We start from the raw sequence: 23,011 nt of genomic DNA, 5'->3' as shown, positions 1-23,011 counted from the left end.
TTACTACATTTCTATACCAGTATTCGCGTATTGGATATAAAACCCTGCTGTCATTCTATACAGCAGGGTATCAAAATTCTTTTTATTTAAACTCACTTTGTCCGGGATAGTTCACTGCAATATAGCTTTTTCCACGGTTTACTTTTATTTCATTTCCACTCTCATCATAAAAACGAAGATAGGAACTTTCATGATTTGGTTCTTTGCTCCAGTGTATCTTCTGAACACCGCCGTTTGAAATATAATATCCTACGGAAGACTCTCCACCGTCCCAGTCCACATTTTTATGACCAATTTCATCTCTGACATAAATCTCCGTCTCGAGTACAAATATGTTAGTAAACGCAAGTTGCGTATTCGTGCTGCTGTCCATCTGTGGACTGCCGTTAATCTGCTTTAAGTATGTCTTTGTAGCCTCATCATAGGTTAAAGTCGCTGTAGCTGCACCAAAGCTGATATTTACGGTATTACAATCTGAACCTGGAGCCTTTATCTGTTCCTTCATGCCGTTGAACCTGAATGCAGTCTCCTTCTGCCCTTCTGCTAAATCTGTCCTTCTGCCTTCAGCTTGTACAACAGAGGCGAATCTGGTTCCATCAAAATATCCTGTATGTTCCAGGGAATATCCTGCATTCAACCTGTTCTGGTCTCTTCCAAAAAGACCCCCGGCATTTCCCATGCCGTCATATTGATCCAGATTCAGCGCCTCAAGATAATCCGAAATACTGTCGTCAATTCCCCAGTTCACATAAAATGCGTCATATCCCTGAGAAAATGCCGGGAAATAATAACGGCAGCTGCGGATTGCACAAATCTGAGGTACTGTAGTGTAATCTGCATAAATTGCCATGAGACGAGTTGCATCTCCTTCTACCGGGATTTCATAGATGATATCCGCTTTGGCAACTCCATATTGGGGCAGTGCATCTTGTACGTTATTCACCATAACAGCCACTGGCCTTTTTCCGATGGCACCGTCTGTTAAGTCTCCAAGGCCGGTCAGAAGATTTTGATTGGCCGGGACTTCCTCTGCAGGCTCTTCTTTTTTGGTCTCTTTCACTGGCTGCTCTTTTTTCTCAGTCTTTGTTGTTTCTACAGCCTCTTCCTTTTTCTTGCAGCCTGCCATGCTAAACAGCATAAGGAAAGCCAGAAGAAGAACAGATATTTTTCTTAATTTTTTCATACAAATATAGCCTCCACTTTATTTTTATACTTGAACTCTATCATTTTATTCTAGCAGATATCTCCTAAAATACAAGTTGTATCTCTCTAGCTTCGTAACAACACAGAACAGTATTCTCTCTATAATAATCCGCTATTTCTGTACACTCATTAAGGGATAGAGTACTAAATAATTTTTTATACTTTTTTATTTATACTGTAAACTTCATTCTTGTCCCCAATACATATGCTTAATATCACCGGTACACACACAATCAATGGATATACATATCGGAAAACAACTACAGGAGACAACATCAGCGTACCCCATAGGCCAACCAGAATACTGAACGGCACAAGCATCTCATATCTGCGCTTATAAATGCACATACATACACCCAGAATTAGCATCCAAAACATAATACCACCGCTGTACCATACAAATGCTCCTGGAATTTGATGATACATTCCCTGCTGTGTAAATTTCTCATAAAACTTCGAAAGAGTTGGAAAATAACTTGTCCTTCTGATGTCAGGCCACTCTCCTTTATACTCCGTATTATCATATACAATATAAGAGAGAAAAGTCCCTTCATCCGGGTACTTCATATTGGGATACCAAAATCCTATACTATTAGACAGAAATGCTTCGAGATAGATAACCGGATGTGCTATCCCTACCCTCAGCCATAGTTTCACAAATTCTATTTTATTATCCTCATATGCGCTTCCGTTAAATGTATCTTTTACACTGTCTGAAACCCTTGGCGTGTATCTAGCATAATCAGGAATATATTTCTCAATTAATTCTTTATCCTTTATATCCACCGTATCCCCATTGTATGCTGCCGCCCTTGATAGCTGCTGCATAGGAACACTTAAAACTTCTGCTTCACTCCCTTTTTGTATTCCTAAGGAATCATATATAGGACCTGTATATAAATTCCACAAACACACACTTGCCAGCCCTATACACAAAACATTCTTCCAATACTTTCTGCATAATACAAGAAAAAAAGGCATCATAAACAGCAAAATATAGTAGCCGGTGTTTCTCAACGCACACATCAAAAATATAATTGCCACATACCGTAGCTGCCCTTTTGCATCTGTAAAGAAACGTTCTTTGTCCGCTACACATTCAAAGGTCTTTAATACCCAGATTGCAAACATTCCCGCAAAAAGTACATCCTTTGTCGTTGTAAAGGACAAAACAACGTGATAGGGTAGAATCATATATGACAGTATCCCCCAAAATTGAATGATTCCAGGCAACCATTTACAGGTTTCCTTACTGATATATGCAAATATTCCTGACATACAGAACATCTGAAATATAGAATAACATAAAATTCCCGCTTCATAGGAGCCAAATAAATATTTCCCAGCTCTTACCAGTCCCCCTAAAAGATAAGTGTGCAAAATAGGATGATGAGCATTGATTATCCCCTTTTCGAACCACATAATCTGAAATGCTCCGTCAATATCATATATTCCGGGAAATGTAGCTAACAAACCAGGCAGCCATGCAAGAAATGTGATAGTCCAGACAATAAGAAAGAATTTACTCGTTCCCTTCATATATTTTCGGAATATGCTTTCTAAACTACAATTTTTGAGCACCCTAATCGCGGTGTCATACCTGGTAATTATAATCGCTGCAAAACAAATCATAATTGGAGTCAGAACTATTATCTGAAATGCAGTAGGCAGCACTCCTTTCCCCACTATGCTTTCATAGCGAGACATATGACTCCCTATTACTAATGTTCCAGAAAAAATTAAGCCTGCAATCAAAGAACAGTAAATCAACCTTTTATCCGATAATACCTTATGAATTATGCTGTTTGGTTTCATCCTGTTCAGTACCTCCTCATTTTGGATTACATCAATAAATTTGATTTTTGTTACATTTCATCTAAAGCAAGATGTTCCAATGTTGAATCTATCTTATAACTAAACTACAACTGATTCTATCTATGGAAACAGATATCTGATTCCGGGAATTTTCTTACATAATATAACAATCGTAACACTTATTATGTATACACCAGCCGGTCCAAACATCATCCACCATCTGGAATCTCCATTTACATATCCATTCATCAAAAGAAGATTTATAATCATAATGTGTATCAAATAAATACCAAAACTTGCTGCTGACAATTTTTGTGCCACCGACTGAACCTTTTTATTCTCAAATATTTTCCATCGACATTTTTTAACAAGTAAAAATACTGCACACGCCATAAAAAGTGTTGGAAAAGTCATATATCCCCAGAAGACATCATTTAGCACGCCACTTTTTAGTGAAAGTACAATAGTTCCTGCGAACATACATATAGCTCCCACAACACCTGCACCATAAATTAAGCAACATATCCCCTTGCTAAAATTCTCGTGTTTGAAAATCCACCCAAGAAGCACATATATCATGTAACCGCCAATAACCGGCGGATTTAGTTCTCCAGTATATGAAACTCCAAAAAGCCCCGATAAAAGGGGCATAAAAGAATAAGCCAAAATTCCCAGTGCTGTCAGGTAATACAACGTCTTTTTATATTTGTCATCCGAAAAAACAGCCAGTATTGGCATACTTAAATAAATAGCAAGCAATGGATAGAAGAACCAAAAGATACCCTCAATCCCATTATTCAGGTATAAACTCAACAGCTCTTTCCCATTTGAAAACTCGACCCATCCTAATTTATATTTCCAAATGAGATAGATTGTACTCCATGCCAGAAATGGAATAAAAATCCGCAGCAGCCTTCGTTTAAAGTAAATTTCCGTTGAATATTTTTCCCGATAATTCATCAAGTTAGCCCCCGTCAACATAAAGAAAACCGGAACAGCCCAATGGGCGATCACCTGTATAGTCAGACTCATAAGCCAGTATTTATCCAGGCGAAACGTAAACGCATCACCACTGCAATGAAGCCATATAACACCATAGCATGCTATAATATTTAATAAGTCAAAATAAAATATTCTATTTTTCATCAGCAATCACCACGCCTTCCATAGCCGCACACCCACTTTATTCATATTTCATAATCCCTGTCTTGTCCTTATCAATGCACATTACTGTGAGGGAATTGGGGTAATACTTGTCTTTCTCCACAGTCACCTCATACTCCTCTTCCCCTGGATTTTCTTCTCCTTTTTTCTTCTGAAAATCAAAGACTTCCCCCTTAATTTCCAACCATGCATACTCTGTCCCTTGAGGCAGTCCTTTCACATTGATCGTAACCAACGCTTTACCTTCCGCCACTTCCACAGAAATCTCAGTTAGTTTTCTTTCTTCCACAGGCAAATTCCTGAAGGAGTCCAACACGGGATTTAAATCCATCTCCGTCATTCGCCCATAATCAAAGTAAGAATTTGAAATCACATATTGTGCCACCTCAAACACCACATAATCTGGTTTAAATATATTATAATAGTAATCAAAATCAATGACATTTTGATAATCATGTACTGCAATATATTCACCCAGACTGTTTTCCATAAACTTATACCCCATCTCATTCATGTAGCTTCCCTGGAAAACCAGTGTCTTGGGGGGGCCTTCTTTCAGCCGCTCTTCATTTACTGTATATTCAAAATGACCAAAGTTCTCATCCCGCCTTAGTTCAACATTATACGCCTCTGTTTTATCAATTAATTTGGCATGATTATAAAAAATAGACTCATACTCATGAATAGGAAATTCAGAAACCTGAAGAGTGGTATGCAATATCTGTTCAATGTCAAATTCATCTTTTGTATTTACATGTATCCCAGGATAATCTTTTTTCATGGTTTCCAACATATAGTTTACGCCATAAAATGCTCCCAAATCATTCCAATGATTCGCATTATACTGTTTGTTAAACACTTGTTCTCCCGCATCCAGTTTCTCCTGCAGGACATCAGAACTATCAATATAATGAATTCCCCGTTCATCTAAAGCTTGTTTGAACTGCGCTACCCAGTCATCGTTATAATTAATACCCGCTCCTAATTTATCGGTAAGAAGTGCCGCCTTTTCCGGCTGAAACACGAACAGAAAAGGGACATTTCTCTTTGTACAATAATCTTGTATCTGCTTTACCATATCTGCAAAAACAAAATGGTACTCCTCAAGAGAAATGTTCATGCCTACTTTTGCAAATATATACCCGTCTTTTCCATACATGTAGGTCGGATGCACCATTTCATGAAAGAGTTTATCATTCAAAGCAGTGTATCCATATATCATAGCATCCCTGAATCCGATTCTGTCTTCCAGATAGCTCTCAATCCCGTCTGTCAGATCCATCCCATTTTCCGGCTCGTAATCAGGACCAAAAGGGTTATTGGTCAAAATCCGGTTATCAATTTTAGACACCACATTTTCCTTCCAGTTCAATTTAATTACTGGAAACAGTAGAAGAAGGAAAAAGCAGATGCTCATAACTATTCTCAGTTTTTTCATACTTCACTTTCTCCTTTAATATTGAAAATAGATAAATGGGCTGTAAGTTGAATTTACCACAAACATTACCACCAAAACCATTATTCCAAACAAAATCACTTCCTGCATTACAAACAATATCTTAGATTCATTCACTTTACTGTAAATATCATAAAAACATTTTCGGTGTAAAGCAGTTGCCCCTAAAATACCAATCATCACCAATGTAATCATTTTCGGTGTAAAATAATAGGCAAACGTAAAATTGACAGAAGAAAACTCTTTCATACCAAACATAATTTTCAAAAAGTATGCACCTTCTATTAAAGATGGGATCCTGAAAATCACCCAGCTTATCAGGACAATAAACATCGTACCTGCCCATTTCACAACATACGGTATACGGACATAAAATTTCTTGCCCCTGATACAGCGTTCTACGAGCATACACGTCCCATTTAGAATACCCCAGAAAATATAGTTCCAACCTGCCCCATGCCAGATTCCTGTCACCAGAAATACAATAAAAAGATTCCCCAGTGTCCTGATTTTTCCTTTTCTGTTGCCGCCCAGTGGAATATAAATGTATTCCCGAAACCAGGTTCCCAGAGAAATATGCCATCTCCTCCAGAATTCAGTGATAGAAGCCGATACGTAAGGGAAATGAAAATTTTCCTTAAATTGAAAACCAAACAACTCCCCAAGTCCCAGTGCAATATCCGAATATCCAGCAAAATCATAATAAATCTGCAGCATATACAAAAGCGCACACCACCAAGCTGTGGGCACATCCATACCAACCATCATATTTTGCTGTATGTCTGAGACCATCAAACCAAAGCTGTCCGCAAGAAACACTTTTTTCGCATATCCAATCATAATACGGTTCAATGCGTACATAAACCGCACATCATTCATAGTCCTGTTGTGCATCTGTGCCTGAAAATCCTTCCACAGAACAATTGGTCCTGATACCACTTTAGGAAAAAATGTGATATAAAGCGCCACATCCAGCAGACTTCCTGCAGTACTATTTCCACGGTAAATATCCACCACATAGGAAATCGCAGAAAATGTAATAAAAGAAATCCCCAGTGGCACAAACACATAAAACAAAGTGAAGTCTGTTTGCAGAATATCATTCAGCGATTGCAGCGTAAAATCAATATATTTGTAAAAATACAAGATACCCGCCAAAACCAGAACGAAAATCCCAACTATAATCTTGGACTTATCCACACTGCGGTCTTTTTTCTCAATCATTTTCCCCATTATGTATGCCAGGAATATATAAATACACAGATACAGAATACCTTCCAGTCTCGCCCACCCATAAAAAACCAGGCTAGTGAGAATTAAAAAAATATCACCAATTCGCAAATTCATCTTCCCTATTTTCTTCTGTATACCCCAAAGCACTAGATAACCGCCCACACAAAGCGGAAAAAATACAAATAAAAAAATAAAATTAGTAAATAGCATCTCCTATCCTACGCTTTCTTCTTTAGCAACTTTATTGTACATCTTTATCACATTGACAACTTTTTTGTACTCCATATATAAATACCCCTATAAATATCAAACATAATACTCCCATAAGTGATGTATATAATACTGATGCCCCTACCAGCTTATATTGTTCTACAACTCTATTTGAAAATGTAAAAGCCAATACTGCAACAATCGCATATCCCCACATTAGACTATTCTGATTTCGGATAATTGTAATCACAGCATTTAACAGGCCTGATACCCCTAAAAATCCTCCTCCTAAAAGTAAGACTAATAGTTCTTTACAATACGGAGATAAATCAGTATTGTAAAGCCAAGATAATACAGGAACACCTATCAAATATGCTCCTATTATACAGATAACTGTAATAGCACCAACTAGGCCAACTTGTATACATGTTTTCAATACAAATTTTTTTATTTTTCTTTCATTCCATAATACGGACATTTGGTATAGCATTGGATTAAAAATAAAACTATTTAATAAACCTATTACAAAAACTGGCATCGCAATAAACCCATAACAAGCTTGTAACTCATCTGTAAGCATTGCATCAATTGCATATTTAGGAGCATTTCCTATATAAAAAGAAAGAAAAGATCCTGCAAATAAAGGGAAACATAATTTCAGCAATAAACCAACTTTTTTCCAATCCACTTTCTCTTTTGTCATTTGAAAAACCGGAAAAGTCCATAATGTAAATAGGAGAAATAATATAGCCGTGACAACTGTTGTGATAATCAAAGAAAGCAATAAATCTTTTAAGAATATAAGGCCTAAACCAAAAACTACAATTGTAATAATCATTCTTACGCTCATAACACGCGAGGCTACATCCAATCTATTTTCTTTCTGATACAGACCATGATACACATCCTCCATTGCATCTATAACCTTAAATATACACATCCATATAATAACTTGCGTCTTCTCTACAGAATATCCATTATTGTAAGCTGCATATATAATATATACAATTGCCACCATTATCATGATAGCGGATGTAATTACCCTAGATATTTTATATTCTATAAATCCAAATTGAGCTTTTACATCCGAAACCTGAAAATAACGCATACCATATCTCCCAATTGTAAGAAATAAATTTGCATTAGCATAAGCAATCGTAAAAATTCCCGCCTCCAGTAATCCCAAAGTACGAGTTAAAATCATGAGCATGATAACTGATTGAAAAGCCATGAGCATACTTCCAATCATATTCCATATATAACTATTTCGTTCGATTCTTTTATCATTCAGAAAGAACCCCTTTATCTTCATACAAAACCTCGTCCTTTTTCCTCACTAATCCCGCAGAAACATTTCACCACATTATTAGGCTTCTCAATTTATCTATTAACTTCTATTTATAAATTAATTGTTCCTAAATTGCAGTAACTCCCTTCAGAAGTTAAACCAATTAGAAAGCATTTTGTCATACTTTCGACCTTATTATCATTAATTCCATAAAAATATGCTTCTATATTATCCGAATCATAATTTAATCGATATGTATACGTTCCGTCATTAAATATAATATTACAGTATATAGCTTCATATTTAATGTCACTATCTATTTTGCCCTTAATATACCATGCATCTACATCATTTTGCATATCATATTCGCTTTTATCTATATCTACCTCTACATCGCAGGAAGAGTCTTTAATTTTATTTTCCTCTACTGGAGATGTATATTGTACTATATCCCCCCCATCTTCAAAGCTTCCAACTTTACTCACAGTTATGTTTTTATTATAATGCTCTTTCAAAAATTGATGCATTCGTTGTTCATAATCAGAGTACGTATCTGCCCTATTAATAAGCGCCTCTACAGGATTTTCAATACCTAATTCATTTAAGGATTTCAAATTACCAGGTGTTCTGGCATCCCAATTACTTAACGCAAAAGCATTGTCCATGTAAGCTGCCGGTAGTGGTTCCCATATACCAAAAAACCCTGGATAAGGAGGATGGTGTATTAAAGGCCAACTCAACAAATATATTCTTTGAGACGTATCATTAATATATTCAGCTCTACTTCTCATTAATTCATCTCTATCATCTGAATAATTTGGAAGTTGAACTTGAGATACCATTTGAAACACTCCCGTCTTAAAAGCCAATAAACATACGATAGCAGCTATTATTATGCGATCTCTGACCATTATACTAAATAACGTCTGCATTTCTCTTTTTAATTTTATACCAGATACTTCAATACAATACCCAGACACCTTCTCCATATCTGGTTCGAAATATAATAAAAGCATTCCTGCACAACACAAAAGGGTTGGCTCCCATACGCGCAACATCATCCGCCCTAAAAAAGAAAATAGAAATAAAATTGCCAGAGTATAAATGACACACAAACAAATTGGCAAATAGCGATTTTTCCCAATATGATATCTTAATATTAGTAAAAATAAAATGAACCAAAATAACGTTTTACTTTTCGTTAATATATTTACTACTTTTTCCAGCATCCTGTATATACGTCGGACTACATCTATAGACTGGTCTTTCAACTCAGAAATTCCTTTTAAAGTTTGTAGATTAAAAACTTCTGTATCACCTACAAATACAAATCCAAATAGCATATCGAGATCATTTTCACTCTTTAATCCCAATGCCTTATATTCATCCTTCGCTTCATCCCACGTTGGATAATAATCTACATAGTCAGCTATTGTTGAGCGTGTAGTGTTGTATGTATTATAGGCTTTCCACTCCGGATGAGTATTCCAGTAAGCCTCATTTACAAAATATAGAAAAATTGTGCAAATTACAACAGATATTAATGGTAGTATCTTCCTCATGAAAGACAATATCCAGATTTTATTGAAACAACTTTTTATCTGTTTAAAATTTTCTACCCCCTGCTGACAAAAAAGAATTATACTCATAAACGGAATAATTAAAAGCGCAGGCTGGAAACGAATCATAGCCCCAGTCAAAAACAAAAAAATTCCCGCTAAATATAAAATTGTTTTCTTTATCGAACGGCTACCTTTAACATTTGATGCAATAATTATAAGCATACCACCTGCCAATGCATAGGATGTTGCAGTTCTTGTAAAATTAATTCTATATATAATGGCTGTTCCCGTCATGATAAACCAAATTACGCTTATCAACCATATAAAGAACCCTTTATAATATTTCTGTATCATGTAAAATCCTATCCACATTAAAATACCGCCTCCGGCAATTGCAGTCCACGTCCACCATGCAATATTAGGTATATAGGCATATAAAGTGCTCTGTATAAGAGAAAAGTATGGGGATATAAATGCAGCTATTGATCCTAATCCTCTTGACAACTCCCAGGCTATAAATGCGTCATCTCCTGTATCCTGACGTGGTCCTATTAAAATCCATATCAAAACTGAAATTATGCTCATAACCATTGTCATAAAAAAAATTCTATGTTTGGCTATAAACCTTATGAAACGATTATTTAGCATTTCAAGAGTTCCTCCACAACTATTAATGTATTAAATCTTTAATGTCCTCTATATAAATATATTCATCTGCAGCATTTTTACCTATTAGATAACATTCTGATATTTCCCTATCTATCAGTTTGTTTAAATCATACATATTTCCTGAAAACTCCCCTTTATCATAATGCAATCTATAAGTATATATATTTTTACCAACTTTCACATTACAATATAATACTTGATAATCCTCTGCATTAGGGGACTCTATCTCTCCTGTTATTGTCCAACCTTCTCTATTGTCATATTGACAATACTCTGAAGAAAATATCTTCACTTTCTTTATTGTTTCATCATTTTTCTCTGGCCTCTCTTTAGGTGCCGTATATTGGACAATAGAAGTATTATTATCATCTGGGAAACTATCAACTCTGCTAGAAGTAATCCTAGCATCATAATGTCTTTTTAAAAATTCTAGGATACCCTCATCATAAACCGAATATACATTTTCTTTTTCAAAAAGTGCTGCTGCTGGATTATCAATATTTTCTCTTTTTAACCGCTGTATATTATCTGGGGTTCTGGCGCTCCAACCTCCTAGAAAAAACATATTTTCACAATATCCAACAGGTACATTCTCCCACATATTAAAACCTTTATCCCATTCATCAGATGTAACAGTCAAAAGATAAATCCTATCTGCTGTTTCGTTGATATAATCTGTTTTTTGTTTTACAATTCCATTTCTCCCTTCATCAAAATATGGAATATGCATATTTTCTAAATTGCTCTTAATGTTGGGAAATAATAGTAATATTGTTAAAACACAAAAAAGTACTGATACCATGGGTATTTTAATGATTTTTATCTTATCCTCGTTTTTCTCCCCCAAAGAATTTATTTTAATTTCCAAATTATAAGAAGAATTCTTAAACTCATTTCCGTCATCTATATATATAGCTATTAAAAATATTGCAAAAAGAGCACATAATAAGAGGGGTTCGGACACCCTATTTTGAATTCTTCCCTGAATGCAGAAATAAGTTATGATTCCTAATACCATAGAATTAATTAAAACGATTGGCAATAGTATCTTCTTTCTACTTTCAATAAAAACAAATATACTATATATTAATACCATCCAAAAGATAACTGTATTTTTTAATTGTTCAAATATACTCTTCAGAACATGATTCAAGTCAGCTTTCGAATCACTTAGGCTCATAATTCCTTCCATTATTTTATCATCAAAAACTTCCGTATCCTCTGAAAACCAATTGTACATAAACATTGTTATATCATCTTTCTTTAAGCCCAATCGTTCATATTCTCTTTTTGCTTCATCCCATGAGGGATACCGTTCTGCGTAATCTTGTATTATTCCTCTTTTATAATTATAACTCTGATATGTTTGCCATTCATTATGCTCATTCAAGTAAAGTGTATTAAAAGCATATAAACTTACTAACGCAAGTACCGGAGTTAATGTTCCTAATAATAAAAAATATTTATACAAAACAACTTGTCTTTTAACTATAAGAAAATACAGTGTTGGCACTATAAAAAAAGGAATTACTACCAAAGCAGCTTGAAATCTAATCATTCCACCTATAATAATTCCCAATATTCCTAACACAATTTCAATCTTTTTATCTTTAGTATACAAATAAAATGTGCATGATAAATTTCCAGCTATAGTAAATAACATTGCTGTTCTTGTAAAGTTTATCTGCCTAATCCCTACTAGCCACACTAACACCGCTATGCCAAATAAAAAAACATACCTTCTTCCCCCTCGATATGTTCTAAATGTTATATAAAATCCAATCCACATTAAGCTAGCAGCGCCTAAAAATGCTAACATCCCCCACCAAGGCAATGAAGGAAATCTCATATAGAAACTACTAACCAATAGTGCTAAATACGGAGACTGAAATGAAGAGATTGCAATTCCTCCTCGAGATAACTGTAATGCAATACTCCAGTCATCATTTGTTTCATAAGAAGCTCCTAATAACACCATAATAACTATAGCTATAATCGTCATGAATAAAGAAAGCATCATTTCCTTTATTCTTTTGTCACTTAAATTTTCTTTGTTCATTACAGACCTCATTCCCTTTACTTACATAATTTCAATCTAATTTTACTTATACATCGGAAGAAGTACTGTCCCTTTTAATAACTACTTGCTTAACCACATACTGTGGCATATTATTTATGGAAATATAAATCCTTCCAACATATTCACCAACAAGTCCAAGTGTTATCATTAACATTCCACCAATAAAGAGTAATACCGCCATAGTAGATGCATATCCTGTCAAAAGTAAGGGATTAAGTAATTTTCTAATAATAATCGCTATACCATAAACGAATCCTATCCCAGCCAGTATAGAACCTGTAGCAATTGCAATTCTTAAAGGCTTAACAGAAAATGCTGTAAAACCATTTAACCATAAAGAAATTGATTTCTTTATATTATATCCACTTTTACCACTTTCTCTAGGATATCCTTCTATAGGAACAGATGAAAGTTTTTTAGTAATAGCAACAAGCATTCCACCAACATAAGGGAACGGATTTCTGCACTTCACAATCTCATCTACAACGTATTTACGCATTATATAATAACTTGAAAAATCTATATCCTTAGGTTTTCCAATTAGTTTCGTAGCCATCCAATTGTTCAATCTAGAACCTAACTTCTTTATGAAAGAACGTTTTCTTTTAGGAAAATCTGCACAGACATAATCATAACCCTTTTCTAACTCGTTGATTAATTTAAACATATCTTTTGGATTATGCTCACCATCATCATCAAGGCCTATAATATAATCACCGCTCACATGAGAATATCCAGCCATTAATGCCGAATGCTGCCCAAAATTTTTAGATAAATCTATAGCAATTATTGATAAGTTTTGTTGCGCCATAGAACTAATAACTTGAAAAGTGTTGTCTGGCGAACCATCATTAATCAATATGATTTCATACAAAAAGGAGTTGTCTTTTTTGACAGTTTCAATAATCTTTTCTACTACTCCTGTGATTGTTTTCTCTGAGCAATAACAAGGTATAACAAAAGATAGCTTTTTCTTATCCATCATCTTCTTCTCCAATCAACATTTCGCTCTGTATTTTCAGCTTGTACTTCGCCAATACGACATCCTTTGTACAAATTAGAATAAAAATATTCATCAAATCCGGCTTTATTCATTTCTCTGGCAATTTCGTCTATATTATATTCAATTCTATACAACATTACATCCTGACCATCAATAATGGCATATGAGGCTTTAGGATTATGGTCCCTTGGCTGTCCAACAGAACCAGGATTACAATAGGCTTTCTCTCCCGTTCTCTGAACTAGTGGCTTATGAGTATGACCACTCAGAAACATATTTACTTTATATTGCTGCACTTTCTTGTCTTCAAAATTAAAGTTTACTACATACTCATCTAAAAAATCATTCCATCCTCCATGAACTGCACAGAATGTTTCATTAAGTAAAATTATTTCATTCGCCTGCAACCACATTTTATTAGATTCATTTATTACTTTTTGTTGATATTGTATACATAAATTTGCTGTGTTTGATCTAGGGCATATTCCTTCTCCAATCAAATAATTATCATGATTCCCTTTTATAGAAATCACATTATTTTCCCTTAAAAGTTCTATGCATTCGTTAATCATGCAATAATAGCCTGCAATATCTCCTAAACAAAAAATATCCGTGCAATTCTTTTTTTTTAGCTCTTCTATCACAGCAGCTAAAGCTGGATAATTACCATGTATATCTGAAATTATTCCAATCATAAATATTCAATCACCTCATCAATATATCGATAAGCCAATCCTCTTTTTACCTGCGGTTTAGAAATTTTATTTTGAAGAAAGTAAGCTATACACATCTCTGCCTCATTATAACTAAATGCCATTCTTAATGATGTAGATGATGAAATCCTAGGGTTTATCTCCAATAAATAATATTGCCCCTCATGAAGTCTAAACTGCAAGTTAGTTGGACCTATAGGCTTAAATTTATTAACCAACTCGTTCACAGTTTGATCAAACCTCTCATCAAATATAACTTCTGCTTTCGATGTTGCACCTTCTTGGCTCAATTTACGCCTCATACATATCTTAGAAGAATATGTACCATCTCCTAAACCAAAAACGCCAACTGTATATTCATGTTCTGCGTCACCAATCAAGGGCTGGGCCATGAAGTTATCTCCCATTCTCTCCTTATAAAAATCAAATTCTTCTTTATTTTCTATGATAACAATTCCTTTTGAAGCATACGATGAACGTGGCTTTAACATAAATCGAACGCCAAATTTATTTGATATTTCAATATAGGTTCCAGAAATCACACTGGGAATAGCATATTTAACCAATTCATTTTCTAATAAAAAGTGATAGGTCTTCCATTTGTCTTTAGAGAGTACTAATAATTCTTCCTTATTTATAACCATTTTTTGAAAATAATTCCCCAACTGATTTCTACTTACTTGTACTTTATATATTTCTTGTTCTGTTCCAAAGAAGACAATATCTATATCATGTTCATTCATCACATCCATCAAAAATTCGATATAGTTAGGATCAACTGCATATTTTGCCTGAATGAATTTATTACACCATCTTTGCCCAACGGCATCTGCATATATATCCATTCCCACAACAGTATTAATACAGTCAAGTGATTTTAAAGATTTGAGAATTCCATATCCAATAATCGCGCCAACACCTGTTACTAAAATATTATATTTCTTTTTTTGCATAGGCCTCTAATCTTATCCTCTCTTTCTCTTTGTCTTCCAATATCATACTTTGATTATCTATCGTTGATTGATAAGTAGGTTCTGGATAACATGTCGACTTGATGCTGACACATACTTCAACCAAAACGGATGACTTTGTTTTCAAAATATTCTGTATCTTATCCGCATTTATATTATCTGTAATTTTCATATACTCAATGTTATATGCCTTTGCGATAGTTTCAAAATTTGGCGAACCAAATCCTCTTACAGAACCTTCAAAATTCGAACTTAAAGCTTTTTCCTGATATACACGTATCAACCCTAGCGATTCGTTATTAAAAACAATTATTTTTATAGGAATATTGTTTAGTGTAATAGTACCTAATTCTTGCATATTCATTTGTAATCCGCCGTCACCACAAATACATATGATTTCTTTTTGGGGATTAGCATAATATGCTCCAATCGATGCTGGTAAAGCAAATCCCATACTTCCCAACCCTCCCGACTGAATTAAATAACAATCCTTTTTTATAATTGCTGATGCATTTGTCCAGATTTGATTTTGCCCCACATCTGTTGTCATAATAAATTTTTGTTCATTTTCTTTAGTCAGTTCGTATATAAATTTATTGGGATTACTCTTTTCAGACAATGCATACTCTTCCCAATGTCTAAAACGATTTTTCCAATTATTTAAAGTATTTAACCACTCCTTACTCCATGTAAGTTCACCTATATTTTTGCAAACATAGGAAAAATAGTCAAACACCTTGCTACATATTTTATAATACCTAACTGGTTTCTCATTGATTTCATCGATATCAACATTTACATATATTACCTTTGCATCACATGCAAAACATTCAATATTATCTCCTGTCTGCCTACCATCAACCCTAGAACCCATGACAAGTAAAACATCACAGTACTTGACTGCCCAATTTGCATATCTATTGCCATATGCTCCTATCACTCCGACATAATTATTCGATTGATTATCTAAGATATCTTTTCCTAAATACGACGACACAACCGGTATATTACTATTTATTAAAAAAGACTCTAAAAGAGTCGTATCCCTAAGTCCCCGTGCACCTGATCCGAGTAATATTAGTGGTCTCTGAGCCATCTTTAATATTTCTATACTCTTCTCCATCTCATCAAAAATGCACGATACTTCCGGTTCACATTCCGTATTAAAGTGCCTAAGACTATCCGGCTCTATCATACTGGCTTGGATATTATGTGGAATATCAATTACAACAGGGCCTGATCGTCCATCTAACATGAGATGAAATGCCTTTTCTAACTGATACGCTATATCTTCTTTGTTCATAATGGTAACTGCATATTTTGTGATAGGGCTTACAAGAGACACAATATCAGTCTCCTGAAATCCTAATTGTCTTATACGGCTATCTTTTCCACGAATCCCTGATGTACTTACTTGCCCGGTAATGAAAATGCAGGGTAACGAATCATAATATGCATTTGCTATACCATTCATTAAATTTATTGCCCCCGGGCCACTGCATGCTAATGCTGCACCTATATTTTGCCCCCCTAATGAGTAACCATTAGCTGCAAATGCTGCTGCTTGCTCATGTAATGTCTGGATATAGACTATATCCTCACTTTTAGAAATGGCATCTATCATATGTGCCACCGAAGAACCTTGATATCCAAATACCACCTTTATATTATATTTTTTCAAATAATTCACTACATAATCTGCTAATTTCATTTTTTTATTGCATTTTATTTTAAAAATGCTCCTCCATCAAATATCAAATCGGTACCAGTTAAATAGTCCGCTGCGTCTGATAGCAGAAATAAAATAGCCTCACTCACTTTTTCTGGAGATATAATTCCTAAGCTTTGTGACTGCATAATTTTATCCTCTAAATTTTCTGATTCGTACTTTAATTTATTTAACAATTCTGTATCGCATACTCCCGGCGATATTGTGTTAATATGAATATTCCTATTAAGCAGTTCCTTTGCCATCAATTTAACTGATGAAGATAATGCTGCTTTTGAAGAACCATATAAGGTTTGCCTATATCCTGCACCTTTTGCAGTTATTGATGAAACGGCAACAATTTTAGTATTTGCTTTAGAATTTTCTTCTTGCTGATAATATTTCACCAGTTCTAGAAATGAAAATACATTAACATTAAAAACAGATTCCATTAATTCAACAGTATTATCTTGAATAAGGCATAATGGTGCTATACCTGCACAATGTACCATTCCATCGAGAATTATTTCTTTAGAATGCAGAAACTCAAATATACTGCTTATATTTCTTGTGTCCTCTAAATTATATTTAAAGTAAAGATTTGAATCTCCTTTTATAACGTGAATTGCATTCTTCAATTTTTCTTCATTATTAGAAATAATAATTACTCTTGCGCCTACACTAGCCAATTTTTTTGCAACTGCCAGTCCAATTCCCGATGTCCCGCCAGTAACCAAATAATTTTTACTTTGACATACTTTCATAATAGCACTCCAACTTTATTATATTTTCCCCAGTAAAATTGCAAATCTCCATGCAATTTCTACAAAAAACCCTTTTTTCAATCGATATGGATAAAAAACTTTCTTTATTCTTTTAATCAACTTCCCCTTATCACCCACAAACAACTTTAAAAAAAGTATATCTTCCTCTTGGGTAACATCTTGCATAAATGCACTATGAAAAGATACTACTCCAGATTTCAGCCGTTCAAACATCTTGCCATTTCCAAAAGTTTCATTCCATCTATATTTCCATGCATCTAGAACAGACTTTGCCATCCCTGTCTCGGCAACAGAAGTGGTATTCTCATGGCGTCTAAAATAGGCCGTTACCTTCTTATCATAAACCTGAATCCCCTTCATTGCCACTGCAACTGCTTGAACCCATATATCATGACTATACATGTCCGTTATTTCATTATTAAAAGCTTTAATTCTCAATTCATCATTTATTACACATGTAAATCCTAATAGCCAACCTCCATCATATAAGGACAAAGATTTTCCTACACTTAATTCTTCTAATGGCATGGGTTCGTGCCCTGAATCTATAACATTCAATTTACTATCACATACTGCATAGGCAGATGTGTATAATAAACATTTATCCGATTCCAGAGAGCTCAAATGTTGTACAGCTCGTTCAATCTTATCAGACAACCAATAATCATCTTGATCACAAAAGGCATAATAATCTGCAGGATCACAATTGCGTATTATTTTCATAAAACTTTTTACATATCCTAAATTCCCCTCGTTATCTTCCAATAATATTATTTTCTTATTACCTTGTTGTCTTTGATACTCTTTAATTATTCTTAATGTACCATCTGATGATCCATCATCTCTAATATAAATAGTTATATTAGGATAAGATTGGTTCAAAAGGCTGTCCATTTGAATCGGTAAATATTTTTCACCATTATATGTAGATAAAATAATGTTTACTTTTTTCATTTCTCACCTATTCCATAAAGCAAATTTATGACTTCCTGCATCTTACCTTTGTCGGGGGTTGAAAAAATATAATATCCAAGCCTTTGAGAACTATCATCTATATTTTTATCATTATCCATATCTTCAATTCTACTAATCCTATGTACTATCTCAGGATATCTCTCTTGAATCATTATCATATTATCAACATCCATTTTATTAAATATAAATTTAACAAAAGAATATTGGGGTACTTTCTTTTTGTCCAAAATCAACTGTTTCCCACATGCTATATCAAGCACTAGCCCTACAAAATCATATCCTGTTGAAAGTTCTACAAGATCAGAGCCTATACAGTCCCCCCCCATTCTTCCACCTATCTCTATGACCTTTATATTTCCTCTCTTATCAATTTTAACTTCAGAATGTGAAGCTCCATTCTTAATCTTAAGGGCATCTAAAGATTTTTCTACAATTTTGAAGATATCTTCTTTTATTTTTTCATCTATCTCAGCGGGTTCTAAATGACCTGTTTCAATAAATTTAGGTGATCCTGTTGTATATTTTTGGGTTAATGCCAGAAAGTAATGGCTTCCATTATATGATATATATTCTACACTATACTCTTCTCCCTCTGCAAATTCCTCAACTAAAACCCTTTTTTCAAAAGATTCATGTAATGCTCTTCTGATAGCAAACTCTAAATCTTTTAAAGCTTCAACTTTATATATTCCCCGACTCCCAGAACGGTCCGTAGGTTTAACAATTACTGGAAAAGTGCATTTTAAGTCCTTGCTTCCCTGCTCGTTCTCAACCAGAATGCTTTTAGGAGAGGGGATTTCGTTTTTCTCAAAAATCACACGCATGTTGTGCTTATTGGTGGACAATATAGTGCTTTCTATACCATTCCCAATTAATCCCAATTTTTCCGCCACATAATTAACTGTTATGCTTGCTAAATCAGACGCAATAGAAATAATTCCTATAGGTTGTATTTTCTTACATATTTCTAATATTTCTTCCTTCTCAACTATACTTACAGGATAGAAATAATCAGCATTTTTTTCACCCACGTCACCACATTCCCATGCGAAAACATGTGTTTCATATCCTTTTTCTTTAGCTTTAGTTATTAATTGATTTTGAAAATCATTAGCTCCAATAATAGCTACTTTAGGTTTCATTAGTTTCTCCATTATATTTCAACCCTACTTTTTATAATCTTTATAAAAATTTCTAATTTGTTCAGCAATATACTCTACTGCATCCCCTCCTAAGCCATAATATAGCGGAAGGCGCATCAATCGTTCACTCTCTTTTGTTGTATATTTATCTTCACCTTGAAATACCCCTAATTTTTTCCCGGCTGGGGACGAATGTAACGGGATATAATGAAATACACAATTTATGTTTTTCCCTTTTAAGTAATGTATCAAATTGCTTCTCTCTTCTAAATTTTTAGCCTTTATGTAAAACATGTGTGCATTATGTACGCACTCATTAGGTACTTTTGGCAATTCAATAGTGCCCTCTTCCTGCAATCTTTTTAAATTGTCGTGATACAATTGCCATGATTTCATTCGGTTTTGATATATATCATCTGCTTTCTCTAACTGTGCCCAAAGATATGCTGCATTCAATTCACTTGGCAAGTAAGAAGAACCTACATCCATCCATGTGTATTTGTCTATTTCCCCTCTAAAAAATTGACTACGGTTAGTGCCTTTTTCTCTAATAATTTCTGCTCGTATTACATTATCAGGGTTTTGTATTAATAAAGCCCCCCCTTCTCCCATACTATAATTTTTAGTTTCATGAAAACTGTAACAACCATAATCACCAAGAGTTCCTAAAGATCGACCTTTATAAGTAGACATCATCCCCTGTGCCGCATCCTCAATTACATATAGGTTGTGTCTTTTTGCAATATCATATATTGTATCCATCTCACAGGCTACACCCGCATAATGTACTGGAACAATAGCTTTCGTTCTTTCTGTTATTGCTTCTTCAATTAATTTTTCATCTATGTTCATAGTATCTGGTCTGATATCTGTAAAAACAATTTTTGCTCCACGTAATACAAATGCATCAGCAGTTGACACAAAAGTATATGATGGCATAATCACCTCATCCCCCGGTTGTATATTCGCTAAAATTGCCGCCAATTCCATCGCATGTGTACAAGAAGTTGTGAGTAATGCCTTTGAAGTTCTTGTAGTTTCTTCCATCCATTTCGAACATCGTTTTGTGAAATCCCCATCTCCACAAATTTTCTGTGAACGTATAGCTTCTTCAATATAAATCAGTTCTTTTCCTATAACTGGCGGTACATTAAAGCTTATCATCCTCGTTTCTCCATTTCCCTTATCAATCTCTGTAAAATTTCCAAATTTGAAATCCGTCAATTTGTTTATATAATTCCATCCTTGCCTCTGGATAATAATGTTCTTGAATATATTTTAATATTTCTTTCTGATAGAAGTTATCAACTAAATAAACGTTTTCATTTACAAGACTTTTTATCGGATTTTTTACATTTTTCGTTTTTAGTAGCTCTAATTCGTCCGGAAAATTCACACTCACGCCGCCCAAATATGAAGAGTTCTTCCAGAAACTTTTTTGCTCATCTTTCCATGGGTTTGCAGATAAATATAAAGTTTGAATTCCTGTACTAAAATTAAAAAAATAAAAACCATCTGTGTTTTCTTCCACTTCTCCACGAAGTTGTGAAAATGCTTCTTTATTATAAACAGAACATCTGTATCGTCTGCTGTCATAATCCCACGAATTGAAAAAATTATCTTCTACATGACTTTTGTATTCTTCACCATAGATATATTCTGCCCAGCGGTTTAGACGATATGTTGGTACTTGGTATATGCATAATAACATTATTAATATAACACATATATTAAAGATTTCCAATTTGTTTTTCAATTCTCGACAATTTCTCTCATCCCAAAAGTAAATACCTGTCAAAAAAATGCATAAGAATACCGCATATTCTATTCTGTACACTGTTTTTGCACTAGAAACAAAATAGTACAAATAAAAATATCCGCATCCTGTCGAAAAAATAGAAACCCACCAATATCTTTTATTTAAAAAAATACTAATTAAAAACAAAATAAAGCAGGCCCACAAAGAAGGGTATGACCAATAGTTTCTGCTCCTCAATTCATATTTTACTGCATCTCTGTCCACATCTAATGTGGATTGATAATCATCAATTATTTTTTTCACCTCATTCATACGCTCCAACGTATAAAAATCAGGATCACCAAAGTTCCATGTTCTCAATAACCTGTAATCATTTTCAGATAAACCAGCTTTCTGATATTCTTCTGCATTTACCACATAACCATGATCTCTTTTGTCTACAATGTTCCCCCTTGCATTTCCATAATCTCTAAAATAAGAATACCCCACATCACATTTATAGATAAATTCATCTAATTCTTTTGCCCCAAAAACTGTACCTATCAGTACAGATCCAATGATGATAATCTTCATCACCTTTCTAAAACTTCCATCTTTTTTTATCCAAAACATATTAATAAATTCAATTACTAATATTAGTAGCAAAAATCCACCTGCTATATAAATTACATTAAATCGTACCAAACTACCCACCAAAATAAGGAGTGCTCCTAAAATCATCTCTCTTTTTCTATTAATACCTCTGTGAAATAATGCATAAAGAAACAAAATACTACCTGACATTACAGCCAGGATAGCCGTCTTTGTAAATTGAACCACAATGTAGGCATCATCAGAAAAAAAAGTTATGAATAGGATAGAAAGCATAATTCCCATTATCATATTCAGCCTTTTTAGCAATAAATATGTCACGACTGTAAAAGAACAGAAACATAGAACCAATTGGGAGATTAAATACCAACTAATTTGAGGAATCAGATTATAAAATGGTAATAGAAGATATCCCCATAAGATATTAATAAATATCATATGCGGATTTGGAGTTCCATTATAGGCCCCTGCCATAATTGCAGCCATAATATAATCATCTGATGTTTCATATTTTACTTCACAAAATGTAAGTACGAGAGACAAAAAAATAACATTAATACAGATTGCAGTTAACAGATTATAATTTCCCGCCCATTTCCAGATACGTTTTATTCCTTTTTGTATTATATCTATCCAATATCTTGTCCCTCCTGCAGCCATCTTTCCCCTCCACATCTTTTACTT

At 34.1% G+C, this 23,011-nt stretch carries 17 protein-coding genes; all 17 read right to left on the bottom strand.

Annotated elements, in window-relative coordinates; all coding sequences use genetic code 11:
- Positions 1 to 82: 82 nt before the first annotated feature.
- Positions 83 to 1,183 (bottom strand): DUF3048 domain-containing protein, encoded by a 1,101-nt coding sequence (locus tag A8805_RS17110; RefSeq protein WP_109713397.1) that lies wholly within the window; start codon positions 1,181 to 1,183, stop codon positions 83 to 85.
- Positions 1,184 to 1,359: 176 nt separating this feature from the next.
- Complete coding sequence (locus tag A8805_RS17105; protein ID WP_109713395.1) at positions 1,360 to 3,018, bottom strand: DUF6020 family protein; 1,659 nt, start codon at positions 3,016 to 3,018, stop codon at positions 1,360 to 1,362.
- A gap of 120 nt (positions 3,019 to 3,138) precedes the next feature.
- Positions 3,139 to 4,164 carry an acyltransferase gene (locus A8805_RS17100; RefSeq protein WP_146199456.1) on the bottom strand — a complete coding sequence of 342 codons (1,026 nt, stop codon included), beginning with the start codon at positions 4,162 to 4,164 and terminating at the stop codon, positions 3,139 to 3,141.
- A 37-nt stretch (positions 4,165 to 4,201) separates the two neighbouring features.
- A complete protein-coding gene (locus A8805_RS17095) occupies positions 4,202 to 5,620 on the bottom strand; it encodes an alginate O-acetyltransferase AlgX-related protein (RefSeq protein WP_109713391.1) in 1,419 nt (472 codons plus the stop codon).
- 15 nt (positions 5,621 to 5,635) lie between these two features.
- On the bottom strand, positions 5,636 to 6,985 hold the full coding sequence (locus tag A8805_RS17090; RefSeq protein WP_181392889.1) for an MBOAT family O-acyltransferase: 1,350 nt from the start codon (positions 6,983 to 6,985) through the stop codon (positions 5,636 to 5,638).
- Between the two features lie 127 nt (positions 6,986 to 7,112).
- Positions 7,113 to 8,330 carry a lipopolysaccharide biosynthesis protein gene (locus A8805_RS17085; RefSeq protein WP_207657721.1) on the bottom strand — a complete coding sequence of 406 codons (1,218 nt, stop codon included), beginning with the start codon at positions 8,328 to 8,330 and terminating at the stop codon, positions 7,113 to 7,115.
- A 149-nt stretch (positions 8,331 to 8,479) separates the two neighbouring features.
- Entirely contained in the window at positions 8,480 to 10,579 is a 2,100-nt protein-coding gene (locus A8805_RS17080) for a hypothetical protein (RefSeq protein WP_109713385.1), read from the bottom strand.
- Between the two features lie 22 nt (positions 10,580 to 10,601).
- Positions 10,602 to 12,659, bottom strand: coding sequence for a hypothetical protein (locus A8805_RS17075; RefSeq protein ID WP_109713383.1), 2,058 nt, complete (start codon positions 12,657 to 12,659; stop codon positions 10,602 to 10,604).
- Positions 12,660 to 12,705: 46 nt separating this feature from the next.
- Positions 12,706 to 13,665: a glycosyltransferase family 2 protein gene (locus tag A8805_RS17070; RefSeq protein WP_109713381.1), complete on the bottom strand. Its 960-nt coding sequence runs from the start codon at positions 13,663 to 13,665 to the stop codon at positions 12,706 to 12,708.
- Positions 13,662 to 14,378: a metallophosphoesterase family protein gene (locus A8805_RS17065; RefSeq protein WP_109713379.1), complete on the bottom strand. Its 717-nt coding sequence runs from the start codon at positions 14,376 to 14,378 to the stop codon at positions 13,662 to 13,664. Before A8805_RS17065 ends, A8805_RS17070 begins: the two co-directional genes overlap by 4 nt.
- Entirely contained in the window at positions 14,375 to 15,349 is a 975-nt protein-coding gene (locus A8805_RS17060) for an ATP-grasp domain-containing protein (protein ID WP_109713378.1), read from the bottom strand. The genes A8805_RS17065 and A8805_RS17060 overlap by 4 nt, the downstream gene beginning before the upstream one ends.
- Positions 15,330 to 17,078: a thiamine pyrophosphate-binding protein gene (locus A8805_RS17055; protein WP_109713376.1), complete on the bottom strand. Its 1,749-nt coding sequence runs from the start codon at positions 17,076 to 17,078 to the stop codon at positions 15,330 to 15,332. The genes A8805_RS17060 and A8805_RS17055 overlap by 20 nt, the downstream gene beginning before the upstream one ends.
- A gap of 14 nt (positions 17,079 to 17,092) precedes the next feature.
- Positions 17,093 to 17,839, bottom strand: coding sequence for an SDR family NAD(P)-dependent oxidoreductase (locus tag A8805_RS17050; RefSeq protein WP_109713374.1), 747 nt, complete (start codon positions 17,837 to 17,839; stop codon positions 17,093 to 17,095).
- Positions 17,840 to 17,857: 18 nt separating this feature from the next.
- Positions 17,858 to 18,814, bottom strand: coding sequence for a glycosyltransferase (locus A8805_RS17045; protein ID WP_109713372.1), 957 nt, complete (start codon positions 18,812 to 18,814; stop codon positions 17,858 to 17,860).
- Entirely contained in the window at positions 18,811 to 19,977 is a 1,167-nt protein-coding gene (locus A8805_RS17040; RefSeq protein ID WP_109713370.1) for an ATP-grasp domain-containing protein, read from the bottom strand. The genes A8805_RS17045 and A8805_RS17040 overlap by 4 nt, the downstream gene beginning before the upstream one ends.
- Positions 19,978 to 20,001: 24 nt before the next feature.
- Positions 20,002 to 21,141 (bottom strand): dTDP-4-amino-4,6-dideoxygalactose transaminase, encoded by a 1,140-nt coding sequence (rffA, locus tag A8805_RS17035; RefSeq protein WP_109713493.1) that lies wholly within the window; start codon positions 21,139 to 21,141, stop codon positions 20,002 to 20,004.
- 22 nt (positions 21,142 to 21,163) lie between these two features.
- On the bottom strand, positions 21,164 to 22,987 hold the full coding sequence (locus A8805_RS17030) for a hypothetical protein (protein WP_109713368.1): 1,824 nt from the start codon (positions 22,985 to 22,987) through the stop codon (positions 21,164 to 21,166).
- Between the last annotated feature and the right edge of the window lie 24 nt (positions 22,988 to 23,011).

Source organism: Faecalicatena contorta, assembly GCF_003149105.1.
GTDB classification, from domain to species: domain Bacteria; phylum Bacillota; class Clostridia; order Lachnospirales; family Lachnospiraceae; genus Muricomes; species Muricomes contortus_C.
This window is presented reverse-complemented; position numbering and strand designations above follow the sequence as displayed.

Excerpts from the sequence above, each read along its gene's own strand:
- A8805_RS17060 (WP_109713378.1), bottom strand. The coding sequence starts at position 15,349 with ATGCAAAAAAAGAAATATAATATTTTAGTAACAGGTGTTGGCGCGATT.
- A8805_RS17085 (WP_207657721.1), bottom strand. The coding sequence starts at position 8,330 with ATGATTGGAAGTATGCTCATGGCTTTTCAATCAGTTATCATGCTCATG.
- A8805_RS17095 (WP_109713391.1), bottom strand. The coding sequence starts at position 5,620 with ATGAAAAAACTGAGAATAGTTATGAGCATCTGCTTTTTCCTTCTTCTA.
- A8805_RS17055 (WP_109713376.1), bottom strand. The coding sequence starts at position 17,078 with ATGAAATTAGCAGATTATGTAGTGAATTATTTGAAAAAATATAATATA.
- A8805_RS17075 (WP_109713383.1), bottom strand. The coding sequence starts at position 12,659 with ATGAACAAAGAAAATTTAAGTGACAAAAGAATAAAGGAAATGATGCTT.
- A8805_RS17065 (WP_109713379.1), bottom strand. The coding sequence starts at position 14,378 with ATGATTGGAATAATTTCAGATATACATGGTAATTATCCAGCTTTAGCT.
- A8805_RS17045 (WP_109713372.1), bottom strand. The coding sequence starts at position 18,814 with ATGAAAAAAGTAAACATTATTTTATCTACATATAATGGTGAAAAATAT.
- A8805_RS17050 (WP_109713374.1), bottom strand. The coding sequence starts at position 17,839 with ATGAAAGTATGTCAAAGTAAAAATTATTTGGTTACTGGCGGGACATCG.
- A8805_RS17030 (WP_109713368.1), bottom strand. The coding sequence starts at position 22,987 with ATGGCTGCAGGAGGGACAAGATATTGGATAGATATAATACAAAAAGGA.
- A8805_RS17040 (WP_109713370.1), bottom strand. The coding sequence starts at position 19,977 with ATGAAACCTAAAGTAGCTATTATTGGAGCTAATGATTTTCAAAATCAA.
- A8805_RS17100 (WP_146199456.1), bottom strand. The coding sequence starts at position 4,164 with ATGAAAAATAGAATATTTTATTTTGACTTATTAAATATTATAGCATGC.
- rffA (WP_109713493.1), bottom strand. The coding sequence starts at position 21,141 with ATGATAAGCTTTAATGTACCGCCAGTTATAGGAAAAGAACTGATTTAT.
- A8805_RS17110 (WP_109713397.1), bottom strand. The coding sequence starts at position 1,183 with ATGAAAAAATTAAGAAAAATATCTGTTCTTCTTCTGGCTTTCCTTATG.
- A8805_RS17080 (WP_109713385.1), bottom strand. The coding sequence starts at position 10,579 with ATGCTAAATAATCGTTTCATAAGGTTTATAGCCAAACATAGAATTTTT.
- A8805_RS17070 (WP_109713381.1), bottom strand. The coding sequence starts at position 13,665 with ATGATGGATAAGAAAAAGCTATCTTTTGTTATACCTTGTTATTGCTCA.
- A8805_RS17105 (WP_109713395.1), bottom strand. The coding sequence starts at position 3,018 with ATGAAACCAAACAGCATAATTCATAAGGTATTATCGGATAAAAGGTTG.
- A8805_RS17090 (WP_181392889.1), bottom strand. The coding sequence starts at position 6,985 with ATGAATTTGCGAATTGGTGATATTTTTTTAATTCTCACTAGCCTGGTT.